This window comes from Kitasatospora sp. NPDC092286 (genome assembly GCF_044755565.1).
Lineage (GTDB): Bacteria > Actinomycetota > Actinomycetes > Streptomycetales > Streptomycetaceae > Kitasatospora.
Genome location: NZ_JBIVRD010000020.1, coordinates 1 through 15,846, shown reverse-complemented (window position 1 = coordinate 15,846; position 15,846 = coordinate 1). Strand labels below are relative to the sequence as shown.

General features: G+C 72.5%; 13 protein-coding genes and 1 pseudogene. 10 read left to right on the top strand and 4 right to left on the bottom strand.

The features are described from left to right. Positions 1-222: 222 nt before the first annotated feature. The 4 genes from ACIQIB_RS21110 to ACIQIB_RS21095 all read left to right on the top strand — a co-directional run bounded on the left by ACIQIB_RS21110 (position 223) and on the right by ACIQIB_RS21095 (position 4,506). Positions 223-1,458 carry an MFS transporter gene (locus tag ACIQIB_RS21110; protein WP_400759688.1) on the top strand — a complete coding sequence of 412 codons (1,236 nt, stop codon included), beginning with the start codon at positions 223-225 and terminating at the stop codon, positions 1,456-1,458. A 201-nt stretch (positions 1,459-1,659) separates the two neighbouring features. Next, positions 1,660-2,337, top strand: coding sequence for a DUF6308 family protein (locus ACIQIB_RS21105; protein WP_400759685.1), 678 nt, complete (start codon positions 1,660-1,662; stop codon positions 2,335-2,337). A 67-nt stretch (positions 2,338-2,404) separates the two neighbouring features. Further along, positions 2,405-3,364 carry a D-2-hydroxyacid dehydrogenase family protein gene (locus tag ACIQIB_RS21100; protein ID WP_400759682.1) on the top strand — a complete coding sequence of 320 codons (960 nt, stop codon included), beginning with the start codon at positions 2,405-2,407 and terminating at the stop codon, positions 3,362-3,364. Positions 3,365-3,414: 50 nt separating this feature from the next. After that, positions 3,415-4,506 (top strand): hypothetical protein, encoded by a 1,092-nt coding sequence (locus ACIQIB_RS21095; RefSeq protein ID WP_400759681.1) that lies wholly within the window; start codon positions 3,415-3,417, stop codon positions 4,504-4,506. A gap of 66 nt (positions 4,507-4,572) precedes the next feature. Here ACIQIB_RS21095 and ACIQIB_RS21090 read toward each other — a convergent pair whose 3' ends face one another. Beyond that, complete coding sequence (locus ACIQIB_RS21090) at positions 4,573-6,165, bottom strand: M4 family metallopeptidase (RefSeq protein WP_400759678.1); 1,593 nt, start codon at positions 6,163-6,165, stop codon at positions 4,573-4,575. Positions 6,166-6,321: 156 nt separating this feature from the next. On the opposite strand from ACIQIB_RS21090, the gene ACIQIB_RS21085 reads away from it, so the two are divergent. From ACIQIB_RS21085 to efeU, 5 genes are all read left to right on the top strand, one after another. Then, a complete protein-coding gene (locus ACIQIB_RS21085; RefSeq protein WP_400759675.1) occupies positions 6,322-6,723 on the top strand; it encodes a GNAT family N-acetyltransferase in 402 nt (133 codons plus the stop codon). Between the two features lie 248 nt (positions 6,724-6,971). Then, positions 6,972-7,796 carry an ATP-binding cassette domain-containing protein gene (locus ACIQIB_RS21080; RefSeq protein ID WP_363612098.1) on the top strand — a complete coding sequence of 275 codons (825 nt, stop codon included), beginning with the start codon at positions 6,972-6,974 and terminating at the stop codon, positions 7,794-7,796. A 263-nt stretch (positions 7,797-8,059) separates the two neighbouring features. Then, on the top strand, positions 8,060-9,205 hold the full coding sequence (efeO, locus tag ACIQIB_RS21075) for an iron uptake system protein EfeO (protein ID WP_363612100.1): 1,146 nt from the start codon (positions 8,060-8,062) through the stop codon (positions 9,203-9,205). 134 nt (positions 9,206-9,339) lie between these two features. Then, positions 9,340-10,665, top strand: coding sequence for an iron uptake transporter deferrochelatase/peroxidase subunit (efeB, locus tag ACIQIB_RS21070; RefSeq protein ID WP_363612102.1), 1,326 nt, complete (start codon positions 9,340-9,342; stop codon positions 10,663-10,665). 48 nt (positions 10,666-10,713) lie between these two features. Continuing rightward, positions 10,714-11,565 carry an iron uptake transporter permease EfeU gene (gene efeU, locus ACIQIB_RS21065; RefSeq protein WP_363612104.1) on the top strand — a complete coding sequence of 284 codons (852 nt, stop codon included), beginning with the start codon at positions 10,714-10,716 and terminating at the stop codon, positions 11,563-11,565. An 83-nt stretch (positions 11,566-11,648) separates the two neighbouring features. Here efeU and ACIQIB_RS21060 read toward each other — a convergent pair whose 3' ends face one another. Then, positions 11,649-11,927: a hypothetical protein gene (locus ACIQIB_RS21060; RefSeq protein WP_363612106.1), complete on the bottom strand. Its 279-nt coding sequence runs from the start codon at positions 11,925-11,927 to the stop codon at positions 11,649-11,651. A gap of 374 nt (positions 11,928-12,301) precedes the next feature. On the opposite strand from ACIQIB_RS21060, the gene ACIQIB_RS21055 reads away from it, so the two are divergent. Further along, the gene (locus ACIQIB_RS21055) at positions 12,302-12,949 is read left to right on the top strand and encodes an HNH endonuclease family protein (RefSeq protein WP_363612108.1); all 648 of its coding nucleotides are present in this window, start codon (positions 12,302-12,304) and stop codon (positions 12,947-12,949) included. A gap of 94 nt (positions 12,950-13,043) precedes the next feature. Here the strand turns inward: ACIQIB_RS21055 and ACIQIB_RS21050 are convergent, their stop codons facing one another. Together ACIQIB_RS21050 and ACIQIB_RS21045 are read right to left on the bottom strand one after the other, a co-directional pair. After that, positions 13,044-15,602, bottom strand: coding sequence for an FtsX-like permease family protein (locus tag ACIQIB_RS21050; protein WP_363612110.1), 2,559 nt, complete (start codon positions 15,600-15,602; stop codon positions 13,044-13,046). Between the two features lie 83 nt (positions 15,603-15,685). Continuing rightward, positions 15,686-15,846, bottom strand: a pseudogene (locus ACIQIB_RS21045) (ABC transporter ATP-binding protein); the annotation flags it as partial.

Here is a 15,846-nt window from a genome sequence, read left to right as displayed (position 1 = left end):
TCACACATGTCAGACAAGCGGACAGGTGTGCCCCGGTGCGGCGCCGACGGATCCGGCCATGACCGGTGACCCATGACCGGTGACTCATGCCCCGTGACCACGACCTGCGATCCACGGCTCATGACCACGCTCCCCGGCCGGAGAGCCAAGGCCCGGGGGCAATTCCCGGACCCGGACCCGGACCCAAGACACCAGACCCAAGCGCCAGAGAAGGGCACGCCCGTGAAGAAGGGCCAACTGGGGTTCCTGACCTCGACCCATGCCGTGAACGACCTCTACCAGGGTTTCGTCCCGGCACTCCTGCCGTACCTCGCCTCCGAGCGTCACTACAGCTACGCCGCCACCACCGGTATCACCCTGGCGGCCACCGGGCTGTCGAGCGTGGTGCAGCCGGTGTTCGGCGTGGTCGCCGACCAGCGGTACCGGGGGTGGCTGATCCCGGCGGGCTTCCTGGTCGCGGCGGCCGGGATCGCGCTCGCGGGGGTGAGCGGCAGCTATCCGCTGACCTGGCTCGCGGTGGCGCTCTCCGGCATCGGGGTGGCGGCGTACCACCCGCCGGCGACCAGCGCGGCCCGTGCGGCGGGCGGCAGTTCGCAGCAGGCGATGAGCTGGTTCTCGGTGGGCGGCACGGTGGGCGGGTCGCTGGCGCCGCCGCTGGTCACGCTGGTCGTGGGGGCCACCGGGCTGTCGGGCGCGTGGCTGCTCGCGACGCCCGCCGCGGTGATGGCGGCGCTCTGGGCGCTCAGCGGCCCGTGGATGCGGCTGCGCGGGTACGAGCCCGCCCGGCCGCTGGTGCGGGCCAGCGGGGCCGGGGGACGGCAGGCGGTGCACCGGGACGACTGGCGGGCGTTCGGGCGGCTCGCCGCCACCACCGTCGGCTGGTCGGTGCCGTATGTGACGACGACGTCCTTCCTCTCCCTCTACATCAGCCGCGACCTGGGCGGCTCGGGCGCGGTCGCGGCGCTGGCGCTCACCGCCTTCACCGCGGCGGGCGCGGTCGGCACCCTCCTGGGCGGCTGGCTGGGTGACCGGTGGGGGCGGCTGGTGCCGGTGCGGATCGGGTACCTGGCGGCGCTGCCCGCGCTGGGCGCGCTGATCCTGGCGCCCGGTGCGGGGGTGGCGCTGGTGTGCGCGCTGCTGTTCGGGCTGGCGATGTTCCTGCCGTTCGCGCCGCAGGTGACGCTGGCCCAGGACTATCTGCCGAACCGGCCCGGTACGGCGAGCGGGGTGACGCTGGGGCTGGCGATGTCGGTGGGCGGGCTGCTCTCTCCGCTGTTCGGGATGCTGGCCGACGCCCGGGGGCTGACGGTGACGCTGACCGGGATGCTCGCCGTCCTGGCCGTCGGCTGCGTCCTCGCGCTGCGGCTGCGGGACCGGGATCTCTCGGCGGAGGCGGTCGGCGCCGTCCCCGAGGACGGGCGCGAGCCGCTGGCCGGCAGCGCGGTCTCCGACGGCTGAGTCCGGCGGCTGAGTCACGGGGCCGAGTCCGGCGGGCGGTGCCGGGCACCGCCGGCGGCGCCGGCCGGCCGGGGGAGAACGGGCCCTGAGCTGTTCGGACATGAAGTGGAACACCCGTGCCGGACACCGGAATCGACTGGAACGATTCCCCGCGCCGCGCGCCTGGCGGGAATTGTCGGACACGCCCTACGATTCGCCGTCATGAACCAGAGCATCAGCGTGGGCGGCCACCGGATATCCGTGGCCGAGGCCGCCAAGTGGGTCCGCGCCTACTTCGACGAGCAGGCGAACACCACCGCCGCCGCCAAGGGCGGCAAGCCCTTCGCCTACCCCGTGTACGACCGGATGGACACCGGCAGCGGGCCGGACGGACTCAACGACGGCGACCTGCTCGCCCCGCTGCTCCTCAATGTGGCGCCGAGCATCGCGGCCGTCTTCAACCTGCGGGCCGTCCGCCCGGAGCTGGAGGCGGCCCTGGCCCGCATCCCCCGGGACCTCACCCTCCAGGAGGCGGTGGCCCGGGGCGCCCACCGCGAGCTGATCGAACCACTGGTCGGCGTGCTGGACCGGGCCGCAGGGGTGCGCGGAGTCCAGGGCACGATCCTGATGAAGATCCTGCACCGCAAGCGCCCGCTGTTCCTCCCGCTCTACGACACCCAGGTCTACGCCTGCTACTGCGGCGCCGCCGAGGAGTTCCCGATCAAGCCCGAAACCGGGCGCGGCTGGGCCGAGTTCTTCTGTCGGCTGGCCGAGGCCATGGCCCACGACCTCGACCGCCAGGCCGGGCAGTGGGCGGTGCTCGCGGCGGCCGCCCCGGCCGACGTGTCACCGCTGCGTGTCCTCGACGTGGTCGCCTGGCACCTCGGCAAGCCGGAGTAGCGGGGCCACCGTCTCCGTGTGCGCCCCGGCCGGGCCGGCGGCCGGGGCCGTCTGCGAGAGTGCGGGCATGAAACTTCGCTGCGCCGTTCTCGACGACTTCCAGGGTGTCGCCACGAGCATCGTCGACTGGTCACCGGTCGCCGACCGGGTGGCGGTGACCGCCTTCCGTGAGCACTTCGGCTCGGAGGACGAACTGGCCGAGGCCGTCGCCGACTTCGACATCATCGTCACCCTGCGCGAGCGGGTGGCGTTCCCCGCCTCGCTGTTCGCCAGGCTGCCCCGGCTCAGGCTGCTCGTCGCCTCGGGCATGCGGAACTCGGTGATCGACCACGCGGCCGCCCGCGAGCACGGGGTGACGGTCTGCGGCACCGCCAGCTCCGCGACCCCGCCGGTGGAGCTGACCTGGGCGCTGCTGCTCGGCCTCGCCCGGGGCATCGTGCCGGAGAGCACGGCGCTGCGCGCCGGCGGCCCCTGGCAGAGCACCGTCGGCGCCGACCTGGCCGGGCGGCAGCTGGGGCTGCTCGGCCTCGGGAAGATCGGCAGCCTGGTCGCCCGGGTCGGCCTCGCCTTCGGCATGGAGGTGGTCGCCTGGAGCCAGAACCTCACCGGCGAACGGGCCGCCGAGGTCGGTGTGCTCAAGGCCGCGTCCAAGGAGGAGTTGTTCGGCGGCAGCGACTTCGTCTCCGTGCACCTCGCCCTGGGCGAGCGCACCCGGGGCCTGGTCGGCGCGGCCGAACTCGCCCTGATGAAGTCCGAGGCCTATCTGGTCAACACCTCCCGCGCGGTCATCGTCGACCAGGACGCCCTGCTCGCCGCCCTCACCGAGGGCCGGATCGCGGGCGCGGCCGTGGACGTCTTCGACATCGAGCCGCTCCCCGCCGACCACCCGCTGCGCACCGCCCCGCGCCTGCTGGCGACCCCGCACCTCGGCTATGTCTCGCGGGACAACTACCGGACGTACTACGGTCAGGCGGTCGAGTCCATCGCGGCGTTCCTGGCCGGCGCGCCGATCCGCCGACTGGGCTGACACGCCGGAAGGTGCGCCGTCCGGGGCAACGGCCCCCGCATACTGGCCGCGTGACGAGCCGAGACGGGGTGCGCGGGGCGGGCGGCGGACTGCCGGGCCGCCGGGGACTGCTGCTGGCGGGCGCCTCCGCCGTGCTGCTCGGCTCGGCCGGCTGTTCGAGTAGTGGCGTCAGGCGGGAGACAGCAACGGCGAGTTCGGCCGGGCAACCGGCGCAGTCAGGGCAACCAGGACAGCCAGGGCAGACCGGTCCGGCCGGCACCACCCCGGAGGCGACGGCCGCGCCCTCGGCCCCGACCGGTACCCCCACCGCACTGCCCCGGCCGCAGCCCTGGCAGCCCGGCCCGTCCGACGTGCAGCCGGACGTCAAGCGCCGGGCCGTCGAACTGGTCACCGCCATCGGCTCCTGGCCGGCCGGCGGCCAGGGGGCGGACGCGGCGAAGGCACGGGTGGCGGCGCTGGGGCTGCCCCCTGGCCTGGTGGACCAGGCCGGCCCGCTCGCCCCGGCGGCCGACGAGGCCGCGCTGGAGGTGATCGTCGCCCAGTACGGCGGCATCCTCGCCGGTTCTGCGAGCGTGCTGGTGGTCTGCCGGCAGTGGACCCGAGGGCCGGACGGCTCCGTCGTGGAGGGCGGGACCAGCGTCGACGTCCGGCTGAGCCGCGCACAGCCCCGCTGGACCGTCACCGACCTGCTCCCGGGCGATCCGGGGGCCCCCGCCGCCGCGCCCTCGCCCGCCGTCGGCCAGGTGCTGGCCCAGCCGAGGATCCAGCTGCCGCCCGAGGCCGCCGCCGACCTGCGCAGCGGCACCGTGCACGACAGCGTGCCGCGGGCGATGCTCCAGCTGGCGGGCGGCTACCAGCTGTACGTCAGCGTGGTGCGGTCCGGCCACCCGCTGGACGTGTTCGGCACCACCCGGCCCAGTGACCACCCGCGCGGGCGGGCCTTCGACGTCTGGCGGATCGACGGCCGGGCGGTGGTCGATCCGGCGACCCCGCGTCAGCTGATCGAGTCCTTCATGCGGGACGCGGCGGCGGCCGGCTCCTACAACGTGGGCGGTCCGATCGCGCTGTCGGGCGGTGCCGGCAACCAGTTCTTCACCGACGACACCCACCACGACCATGTGCACATCGGGTTCACGTCCTGACAGCGGCCGTGACGTGAGCGGCCCGCCGCCGGGGCGACGGGCCGCTCGCAGGACTCACGGGACGGCTCAGCCGACCGAGACGGCGCTCCAGGCGGCGGCGACCGCCTTGTACTCGGTGCTGTTGAGGCCGTAGAGGTCCTTGGCCGCGCTGAGGGTCGCGGTGCGGGCGCCCTTGTAGTTGGTGGTGGACGTCATGTAGACGGTCAGGGCGCGGTACCAGATCCTGGCGACCTTCTGGTTGCCGATGCCGGCCACCGTGGAGCCGTTGCAGGTGGGGCTGTTGTAGGTGTAGCCGTTGATGGTCCTGGTGCCGCTGCCCTCGCTGGCGAGGTAGAACCAGTGGTTGCCGACGCCGGAGGAGTTGTGGACGTCGAGCTGCCCGACCTTGCTGGTCCAGCAGTCGGCGGACCGGCCGTCGAGCGAGGGCTTGTCGAAGCGGCGCAGCCACGGCGGGGTGGACTGGTCGCTGAAGAGGTAGTCCGGGGTGTCGATCGGGTTGTTGGCGTACCACTCGACCATGGTGCCGAGGATGTCGCTGGTGGCCTCGTTGAGGCCGCCGGACTCGCCGCTGTAGCGGAGGTTGGCGGTGGCGCTGGTGACGCCGTGGGTCATCTCGTGGCCCATGGTGTCGAGGTCGACCTGCTCGGGGTCGGTGGTGCCGTCGCCGTCGCCGGTCATCATGCAGAAGCAGTCGTCGGACCACTGGGCGTTGTCCCAGTTGGTGCCGACGTGCACGAAGACGGTGGCGCCCTTGCCGTCGTTCTTGATGCCGTTCCGGCCGAAGGTGTTCTTGTAGTAGTCGTACGTCCAGGCGGTGTTGGCGTGGGCGTCGACGGCGGCGGTGGCGCGGTTGGTGGAGAACTTCCTGCCGTCGCCCCAGACGTTGGTGGTGCTGGTGAACGCCGTTCCGGAGCTCGCGGTGAGCAGGTTGGCCGAGACGTTCTTGGCGTCCTTGGTGATGTGTCCGCGCACCGGGTCGGTCAGGGTGTAGCCGCCGGACTTCTGGGTGGTGTCGATGGTGATGTCGCCGGTGTACTCGGAGTGGCCGGTGCCACTGGCCCGGTGCTCGGAGTCGTAGGCCTCGATCTGCTCGCCGGTGGTGGCGTCGGTGACGACGACCCGCCCGGTGGGCTCGCCGTGCTCGCCGGCGCCCTTGACGGTGGTGCGCCAGGCCAGCCGGGGCGTGCCGTCGGCGGCCCAGACGACCAGCTCAGGGGTGCTGGTCGCGTTGACGACGCCGGGGGCGGCCTGGAGCGCGCGGCCGGCGGTGGCCTGCGCGGGGACGCTGGGGACGGTGGACGTCACGGCGGCATCGTGGGCGGCGGCGTGGGAGGAGTCCTTGAGCCGGCCGCGCGCGTCCTGGTGCACCACCAGGTCGCCGCCGACGACGGGCAGTCCCTGGAAGGTGCGGTCGAAGCGGACGTGCTGGGTGCCGTCGGCGTCGAGGACGACGTCCTTGACCACGAGGGCCTGGCCGTCGCCGAAGCCGAACACCCCTGCGTTGTGGGCGACGTTGGCCCGGGCCCGGTCGATCGCCGCGGCCCGGTCGGTGGGGGCGGCGGCGGCCGAGCCGGCCTGGACGGTGGTGGCGACGAGGGCGGCGGTGGCCGCTACGGCCGCGGCCGCGAGGTAGCGGCGGCGAGAGGAGGTGGGGCTCACTCTGACTCCAGTCGGGGTAGCTGCAGGGAAGGAGCTGCGACTGAGATTGACGGTGGGCAGTCAGATTGAGCTAGGGGTAGGGTCGGATCTTGACCAATTCGTGTCCTGTACTGATCAAATCTGATCAAAGGTGAGGCTCTGTTCTACGATCGCGCGGTGACGATCACATACCTGTGGCGCGGCGCCTTCGATGACGACGAGGTCGGCGCGCTGCATGCCGAGGCCTTCGGCCACCCCGTCGTCCCGTCCGGGTGGCGGGCCCGGCTGGAGCGGCACAGCCTCGGCTGGGTCTGCGCCCGGCGGGCCGGCGACCGCGCGCTGGCGGGCTTCGTCAACGTGGCCTGGGACGGCGGCGGGCACGCGTTCGTCCTGGACACCGCGGTCGCGGCGGCGGTGCGGCGCTCGGGCGTCGGCGCGCGGCTGGTGGCCGCCGCCGCCGAGGGGGCCCGGGCGGCCGGCTGCGACTGGCTCCACGTGGACTTCGAGGAGCACCTGCGCCCGTTCTACCTGGACGCCTGCGGATTCCGCCCGACGGAGGCCGGGCTCATCCGGCTCTGAGCCGCCCCCGGTCCGCCGTCGGGCACCCCGCGCCGGGGGGAGCCGGCGCGGGTCCTGGCCCGATCCAGTCGCCAACCGGCAAGCGCCGCCCGGGTTCTGCACCCGGGCGCCCCGTCCACACCTCGGACGCCCCCGGCCGTCGCCGCGCCGACGGTTGTACCGTGCAGGTGGACGGTCGGCGCCTGCCCGCCCGGTGCGGCGCCGCGCCCGCACCCTGCCAGGAGCCAGCCACCGGAGGCCCGTCACCCATGAGCACGTCCACCCCCCTGCCCGACGGTCCACTGCTGCGTACCAAGGACGTGGACGTCGTCCGCGACGGACGCCACCTGCTGCGCGGGATCACCCTCGCCATCCAGCCGGGCGAGCACTGGGCCCTGCTCGGTGCCAACGGCGCCGGCAAGTCCACCCTGCTCGGTCTGCTCGGCGCGGTCTCGCACCCGACCCGGGGCGAGGTGGACGTGCTCGGCCGCCGGCTCGGCCGGGTGGACATCCGCGACCTGCGTGCCCACCTCGGGCACGTCAACCCGCGCCACCCGCTGCGCTCGCCGCTGACCGTGCGCGAGGTGGTGCTCACCGGCCTCACCAACAGCATCGAGCCGGACCTGCACCGCAAGCCCGGACCCGAGGCCCTGGACCGGGTCGAGCAGCTGATCGAGACCCTCGGTATGACCGCGATCGCCGAGTCCCCCTGGACCACCCTCTCCCAGGGCGAGCGCGGCCGGGCCCTGATCGCCCGCGCCCTGATGCCCAGCCCCCGCCTGCTGCTGCTCGACGAGCCCGCCACCGGGCTGGACCTGACCGCCCGCGAGCAACTGCTCGACAGCCTCGACCTGTTGCGCCACCAGCACCCCGAGCTGGCCAGCGTGCTGGTCACGCACCACCTGGAGGAGCTGCCGGAGAGCACCACGCACGCGCTGCTGCTGCGCGGCGGCGAGTGCGTCGCCGCCGGTCCGGTCGACGAGGTGATGACCACCGAGCTGATCAGCGCCTGCTTCGGCCACCCGATCCGGATCAGCCGGCACGAGGGCCGCTGGACCGCCCGCGCGGCCACCCGGCGCACCCCGCTCCGGTGAGGCTCGTCGCCCGGTGACCGGTTCTGGTCCTCCGGGGGTTCCGGGCCGGTGGTGGTCGGTAGGCTGACGACCCGCTCGGCGCAAGGGGAGGCGGGGCCTGCGGCGGACCGTGGTGCGTCGCAGGTGGGGGCCGGTGTAGACGGCCAAAAAAGATATCCCTAAGGTATGCCTTAGCTAAGTGGGTGGGGGCACCGGTGGCTCCGGTGCCATTACCCACGCTCAGCCCTGCCCCGGTACCGCCTGCCCTTCCCGTTGGAGCCTTCATGTCCGCCCGTCGTTCCACCGCAGCCACGCTGCTCACCCTCGCTGTGGCAACCGCCGCTCTGGCCGGCTGCTCGCAGAAGAAGGACGACAAGGCATCCTCCGACGCCGTCAAGGTGAACGCCACCGACTCCGCCTGCGAGGTCTCCAAGACGACCTTCCCGGCCGGCCACGTCGTGATCGACATCACCAACAAGGGCTCGAAGACCACCGAGGTCTACGTCTACGGCGACGGCGACAAGATCATCACGGAGCGCGAGAACATCGGCCCCGGCACCAAGGCGACGATCAACGCCGAGATCAAGGCCGGTTCGTACGAGGTCGCCTGCAAGCCGGGCATGGTCGGCGACGGCATCCGCCAGAAGATCACCGTCACCGGGGACGGCGCCACCGCCGCCGCCTCGGCCGACCCGCGCCTGGTCTCCGCCGTCGCCGCCTACCGCACGTACGCCCAGGAGCAGGCCGACGCCACCATCCCGGCCGTCGAGGCCTTCGCCGCCGCGATCAAGGCCGGCGACCTGGAGAAGGCCAAGTCGCTGTACGCGCCGTCGCGCACCGGCTGGGAGCGCACCGAGCCGGTCGCCGAGAGCTTCGGGGACGTCGACCCGAAGACCGACACCCGCGAGGACAAGCTGGAGCCCGGCCAGCAGTGGACCGGCTGGCACAAGCTGGAGAAGTCGCTCTGGGCCGATGCGAAGATCGGCGACGAGGAGAAGACGCTCGCCGACCAGCTGGTCAACGACCTGAAGGACTGGCAGAAGAAGATCCCCGAGGCCGAGATCACCGCGACCAGCATGGCCAACGGTGCCAAGGAGCTGCTGGACGAGGTCGCCACCAACAAGATCACCGGCGAGGAGGACCGCTACAGCCACACCGACCTGGCCGACTTCGCCGCCAACGTCGAGGGCGCGGAGAAGGCCTACGAACTGCTGAAGCCGGTCGCCGCGGAGAAGGACGCCGAGCTGGCGAAGACCCTGGACGCCGAGTTCGAATCGATCCAGGCGCTGCTCGCCAGGTACAAGCAGGCCGACGGCACCTACACCTCCTACGACAAGGTCACCGAGGCCGAGCGCAAGACCTTCTCCGACGCGGTGAACTCGCTGGGCGAGCCGCTGTCGAAGCTGGCCGCCGCCGTGGTCGTCAAGTAACGCGCACCCGTCAGCCGGCTCGCCAGAGCCGCCGGTACCACCTCGTCACAAGTACCACCTCGTCACACCGCCGTGGCGGCCCCAGCGGCCGCCACGGCATCCGTGAGTCAGCACAGAGAAGGGCCCGCCCGCCGATGGACGTCGAGAACGAGCAGCAGAACGGGACGCCGGCCGGTACCGACGCCACCGCCACCACCAGTGCGCAGCGCGACGCCGCCCGCAGCCCGATCAGCCGCCGTGCCGTCATCGGCTGGGCCGGCGCCGGGGTGGCCCTCGGCGCGGCCGGGGTGGGCTCGGTCGCCGCCGCGACCCGCCAGGACGACGACGCCCCGGCGCAGGCCGCCGCGGGCGGGGACATCCCGTTCTACGGCGAGCACCAGTCGGGCATCTCCACGCCGGTCCAGGACCGGCTGCACTTCGCCGCCTTCGACGTCTCCGCCACGGCCACCCGCGACTCGCTGGTGAAGATGCTCAAGGAGTGGACCAAGGCCGCCGCCGCGATGACCGGCGGCCGTGACGTCGGTACCGGCGCCGTCAGCGGTCTGCCCGAGGCGCCGCCGGACGACACCGGCGAGGCCCTCGGCCTGCCAGCCTCCCGGCTCACCCTCACCATAGGCTTCGGTCCCACCCTGTTCGAGAAGGACGGTGTGGACCGCTTCGGCCTGCGGGCCAAGCGCCCCGAGGCCCTGATCGACCTGCCGAACTTCAAGGGCGACAAGCTCGATCCGCAGCGCAGCGGCGGCGACCTCTGCGTCCAGGCCTGCGCCGACGACCCGCAGGTCGCCGTGCACGCGATCCGCAACCTGGCCCGGATCGGGATGGGCACGGTCAACATCCGCTGGTCGCAGCTCGGCTTCGGCAAGACCTCCTCCACCACCCCGGACGCCCAGACCCCGCGCAACCTGCTCGGCTTCAAGGACGGCACCCACAACATCGCGGGCACCGACACCGCCCGGCTCGCCGAGCACGTCTGGGCCGGCCCGGGGGACGGTCCGGAGTGGATGACCGGCGGCTCGTACCTGGTCGCCCGGCGGATCCGGATGCACGTCGAGACCTGGGACCGCACCTCCCTCAAGGAGCAGGAGGACGTCTTCGGCCGGACCAAGGGCGAGGGCGCGCCGTACGGCAAGGCCAAGGAGCACGACGCGCCGGACCTCAAGGCGATGCCGGCCGACTCGCACGTGGCCCTGGCCCACCCGGACGCCAACAACGGCCTGATGATCCTGCGCCGCGGTTTCTCCTTCACCGACGGCACCGACGGCCTCGGCCGCCTGGACGCCGGCCTGTTCTTCCTCGCCTACCAGCGCGACAGCCGCAAGGCGTTCGTCCCGCTCCAGCAGCGGCTCGCCGCCAGCGACAAGCTCAACGAGTACATCCAGCACGTCGGCTCCGCCCACTTCGCCTGCCCGGCGGGCGTCCGCAAGCCCGGTGAGTGGTGGGGCCAGGCCCTCTTCGGCTGATCCCCGCCCGACCCGTACGTACCACCTCTTCACCCCCCAGGAGCCAGCGTGTTCGGCAACTACCTGATCGGCCTGCGCGAGGGCCTCGAAGCCAGTCTCGTCGTCTGCATTCTGATCGCCTATCTGGTCAAGACCGGCCGCCGGGACAAGCTTCCGCCGGTCTGGGCGGGCATCGCAGCCGCGGTCGTCCTCAGCATGGTGTTCGGCGCCGTGCTGCAGTACGGCTCGACCCAGCTGACCTTCGAGGCCCAGGAGGCGCTCGGCGGTTCGCTGTCGATCATCGCCGTCGGCCTGGTCACCTGGATGGTGTTCTGGATGCGCCGCACCGCCCGCCATCTGAAGACCGAGCTGCACGGCAAGCTCGACGCGGCCCTCGCCATGGGTACGGTCGCGCTGGTGGTCACCTCCTTCCTGGCGGTCGGCCGCGAGGGTCTGGAGACGGCGCTGTTCATCTGGTCGGCGGTGCAGGCCACCAACGACGGCTACAACCCGATCATCGGTGCGGCGCTGGGCCTGCTCACCTCGGTGGTGCTCGGCTGGCTGTTCTACCGCGGCGCGCTGAAGATCAACCTGGCGAAGTTCTTCACCTGGACCGGCGCCATGCTGGTCGTCGTCGCGGCCGGCGTGCTCGCGTACGGCGTGCACGACCTGCAGGAGGCCGGCTGGCTCGGCGGCCTGCACAACGTGGCCTTCGACATCAGCAGCACCATCCCCAAGGACAGCTGGTACGGCACCCTGCTGAAGGGCGTGTTCAACTTCCAGCCGGACCCGACGGTGCTCCAGCTCGTGGTCTGGGCGCTCTACCTCGTCCCGACGCTGGCGATCTTCCTCGGCGTCTTCGGCGGCAAGCCGGCCAAGCCCGTCACCCCGGGCGCCGGCTCCGCCAGGCCGGCCGCCTGACCGGCCCGCACCCCAGGACCAGCCTCCCGCCCCGCCCGGCCACCCGCCGGGCGGGGCGGTTCGCGTTCGGCGGCAGGTGCCCGCTACCGGCCGTTGCGGTAACTCGCCATCACCACCAGGAAGACGATGAAACCGATGACGCCGAGGACGATCGGCCAGGCCCGGATCTCCTGCTGGAAGTCGCCCGCGCCGTGCGACTCGGACAGGTGCTGCTCCGCCTTGGCCCGCGCGAACGTCCCGGCGCGCTTGCGGTAGCCGCAGCTGTCGCAGACCACGTACCGCTGGTTGTTCCCGCCGTGGGTGATCCGCATCGTGTGCTGGTGCCCGTCCGGGCCGTCGCCCGTGATCCTGCTCGTCTCCATACCGGACCCCCTGTCGTTCCCCATTGCTCCGTATCGGAACATCGTCGCACGTGCCACCGACAACCGGCCCAGGGGGAGGGGGCGTTCACGGCGGATCGCCGCCCCGGAGGCGTGACCCGGCCGAGGCCGTGCCGGCCACCCCGGCGGTCGCCCAACTGCCGCTTTCCGGAGCGGGGTTCACCACCGGCTCGCGCCAACCGCCCAGCCGGGGCGTGGTGTTCGCGGCGCCGTGGGGCCGGACCGGAACTGAGGGCCGGTCAAAAGTTCACCTCCAGGGTCTACCCGCGTAAACCGGCGAGCGTCATGCTGGTTGCCAGCCCGGGCCGCTCCGCCCGGGGGCTTCCGCCTGCCCTCACCGATTCTGGAGTCCCCGCATGCCTGCGATACGTCCGCTCCACCGTGCCCTGGTGGCCGCCGTCGGCGCCCTGCTGCTGCTCGCCGCCACGCTGCTGGCCGGCGCCGGCAGCGCCCAGGCCGCCCTCCCGAGCCCCGTCTCGGCCGCCACCGCCCGTACCTACCTGGCCTCCATGGCGGCCATCGCGGAGTCGCACGCCGACAGCTACGACCGTGCGCTGTTCCCGCACTGGATCACCATCTCCGGTACCTGCGACACCCGTGAGACGGTCCTCAAGCGCGACGGCTCCGGCGTGGTGACCAACGCCAGCTGTGCCGCCGTCAGCGGCAGCTGGGTCTCGGTGTACGACAACGCCACCACCTCCAACGCCTCCTCCTTCGACATCGACCACCTGGTGCCGCTCGCCGAGGCCTGGCGCTCCGGCGCCTGGGCCTGGACGACGGACCAGCGCAAGGCCTTCGCCAACGACCTCACCCGCCCCCAGCTGCTCGCCGTCTCCGCGAGCTCCAACCGTTCCAAGGGCGACCAGGACCCGGCCCACTGGCTGCCCCAGGCGTCCTACCGGTGCACCTACGCCCGTGCCTGGGTGCAGGTGAAGTACTTCTACGGCCTGACCGTCGACAGCGCCGAGAAGAGCGCCCTCACCGGCATCCTCAACGGCTGCTGAGGAAACGTTCCCTCCGTACGCCGGAGCCCCGGCCGCCAGGACTCGGGTGAATCGAGTCCGCTGCGGCCGGGGCTCCGGCGCTTCGCGCGGTCGGCTACGCGCCCTTGATCGCGCCCAGGATGTCCAGGCGGGACGCCCGGCGGGCCGGCCAGACGGCGGCCAGCAGGCCGATCAGGGCGGCGCCGATCAGGAAGCCCACGATCTGCACCGGCGGCACCACGGTCGTGATGTTCTTGATGCTGTCCGCCAGCGTGCGGTTGCCCGCCCAGGCGACCACGATGCCGAGCAGCACACCGACCACGCCGCCGAACAGCGCGATCATCAGCGACTCCAGCCGGACCATCCGGCCGATGCCGCGGCGGTCCAGACCGATCGCCCGCAGCATGCCGATCTCCCGCCGGCGCTCGAACACCGACATCGCCATGGTGTTCACCACGCCGAGCACCGCGATCACCACGGACATGCCCAGCAGCCCGTACATCATGTTCAGCACGGCGGTGACCATCTGACTGGTCTCCGCCTTGATGTCCTTCTCACCCTTGACCGCGATCAGCGGATTGCCGCCGGTCGCGTCCCGCAGCGCCTGCTTCAGCGCGGCGTCGGCACCGTTGGCGCCCTTGACGAGGACCTTGGTCAGACCGGAGCCGGCCGAGGCGTGCGGGCCGACCACGGCGTCGGGGGCGATCATGCCGGCCAGCACGGTGTTGGCCTCCAGCACGCCGCCGACCGTCAGCGAGCCCTTCACACCGTCGGGGTAGGTGACGGCCAGGGTGTCGCCCACCTTGAGGCCGTTGTGCTCCGCGGAGCCCGAGCTGATCAGCAGCTTGCCCTGCTTCAGGGCGTCCGCCGAACCGTCCGTGACCTTGACGGTGGCCAGCTGGTCGATCGTCGTGGCGTCGACGCCGGTCAGCCACTCGGTGCCGTCGTCGGTCTCGACCGACACGCTGCGCATCACGCTCATGGCGGTGACGCCGGGCGCCTTGGCGATCTGGGTGGCGACCTCGGGGGAGAGCGTCGAGAAGTTCTGCATGGCGACCGTGTAGTCGGCCTTCATGTCGATCGCGGTGGCCTCGTCCACGGCCTTGCTCACCGAGGCGCCGACCACGGTCAGCGCGGTGATCAGGGTGACGCCGATGGTCAGCGCCGAGGCGGTGGCGGCGGTGCGGCGCGGGTTGCGGACGGCGTTCTCCTGGGCCAGCTTGCCCGGGGTGCCGTACAGCCTGCGCAGGGCCGGGGCGAGCAGCGTGATCAGCGGCCGGGACAGCAGCGGGGTCAGCACGAAGACGCCGATCATCAGCGCACCCGCGCCGAGGCCGACCAGACCGACCGCCTTGGCCGCGGAGCCGGCCAGCAGACCGCCGACGCCGACCGCGGCGAAGAGGAGGCCGATCGCGTTGCGCACCCGCAGGCTCTTGTGCGAGGCGGGCTGCTCGACCGAGCTCATCGCGGCCACCGGGGCGATCCGGGAGGCCCGGCGGGCCGGCAGCCAGGCGGCCAGCACCGTCACCACGACCCCGACGCCGACCGAGGCGATCACGGTGGACGGGCCGATCACCAGCGGACCGTCCGGCAGACCCGCGTCCAGCGGGCCGTTCAGCAGCGACTGCAGGCCCGCGGCGATGCCGATGCCGGCGAGCAGGCCGGCCAGCGAGGAGACCAGGCCCACCAGCAGCGCCTCGATCAGCACGGACCGGGTGACCTGCTTGCGGCTGGCACCGACGGCGCGCAGCAGCGCGAGTTCCTTGGTGCGCTGGGCGACCAGCATGGTGAAGGTGTTGGCGATGATGAAGATGCCGACGAACAGCGAGATGGCGGCGAACACCAGCAGTGCCCTGCCCAGGCCCTTGGTGCCCTCGGCGATCATCCGGTCCTGCTCGTCGGCCAGTTCACGGCCGGTCTTCGCCTCGATCGAGTCATTGCCCTGCGGGACGGTCTGCCGCACGGCGGCGAGCAGCGCGCTGTCGTCCGCGCCGGGCTTGCCCTTGACGTCGATCTCGGCGAACCGGCCGGGGGCCAGGTAGAGCTGCTGGGCGGTCGCGGTGTCGAAGGCGGCGAGCGAGCCGCCGGAGAGCACCCGCGGGTCGTTGGCGTGCAGCGTGCCGGTGAGCTTCAGCTCCATCACCGGGCCGTTGACGGCCACCCGGACGGTGTCGCCGACGTTGAAGCCGCCCTTCTCGGCGGTCTTGGTGTCCAGGGCCACCTCGCCGGAGGTGCGCGGGCCGCGCCCGTCCACCAGCGGGTAGCGCGGGTCGGTGCCGTCGGCGCCGGGCACGAAGTTGGTGCCGGTGGTGGTGAAGCCGTTGCCGATCAGGGCGCCGTTCCGGTCGGCGATGCCGGCGAAGCCGCTGACCACGCCGCGCGCCTCGGCGGCGCCGGGCAGTGCCGCGATCGCCTTGCGCGTCTCCTCGTTCAGGGTGGGCCCGCCGGTCGCCTTGGCGCCGCGGTCGTAGCCCCGGACGACGGCGTCGCGGTCGCTGACCGTGACGGCTATGTCGGTGTAGCTCTTGGCGCTCTGGGACCTGAGCGCGTTGCCGAGGGTGTCGGTGAAGACGAGGGTGCCGGCCACGAAGGCGGTGCCCAGCATGACGGCGAGGGTCGTCATCAGCAGCCGGGCTTTGTGGGCCAGCACATTGCGCAGTGCGGTGCGGTACATGAGGGAGTGTCAGTCCTGAGGTGTCTGGGGGCGGCCGGAACGGGGTCGGAGCCCGGACGGGTGGGTGCGGGGGCCGGCCGGCTCTAGCTGGTGCGGCCCTTGGCGTCGAAGCGGCGCATGCGGTCCAGGACGGTGTCGGCGGTGGGGTTGACGAGTTCGTCGACGATGCGGCCGTCGGCGAGGAAGACGACGCGGTCGGCGTAGGCGGCGGCGACGGGGTCGTGGGTGACCATGACGACGGTCT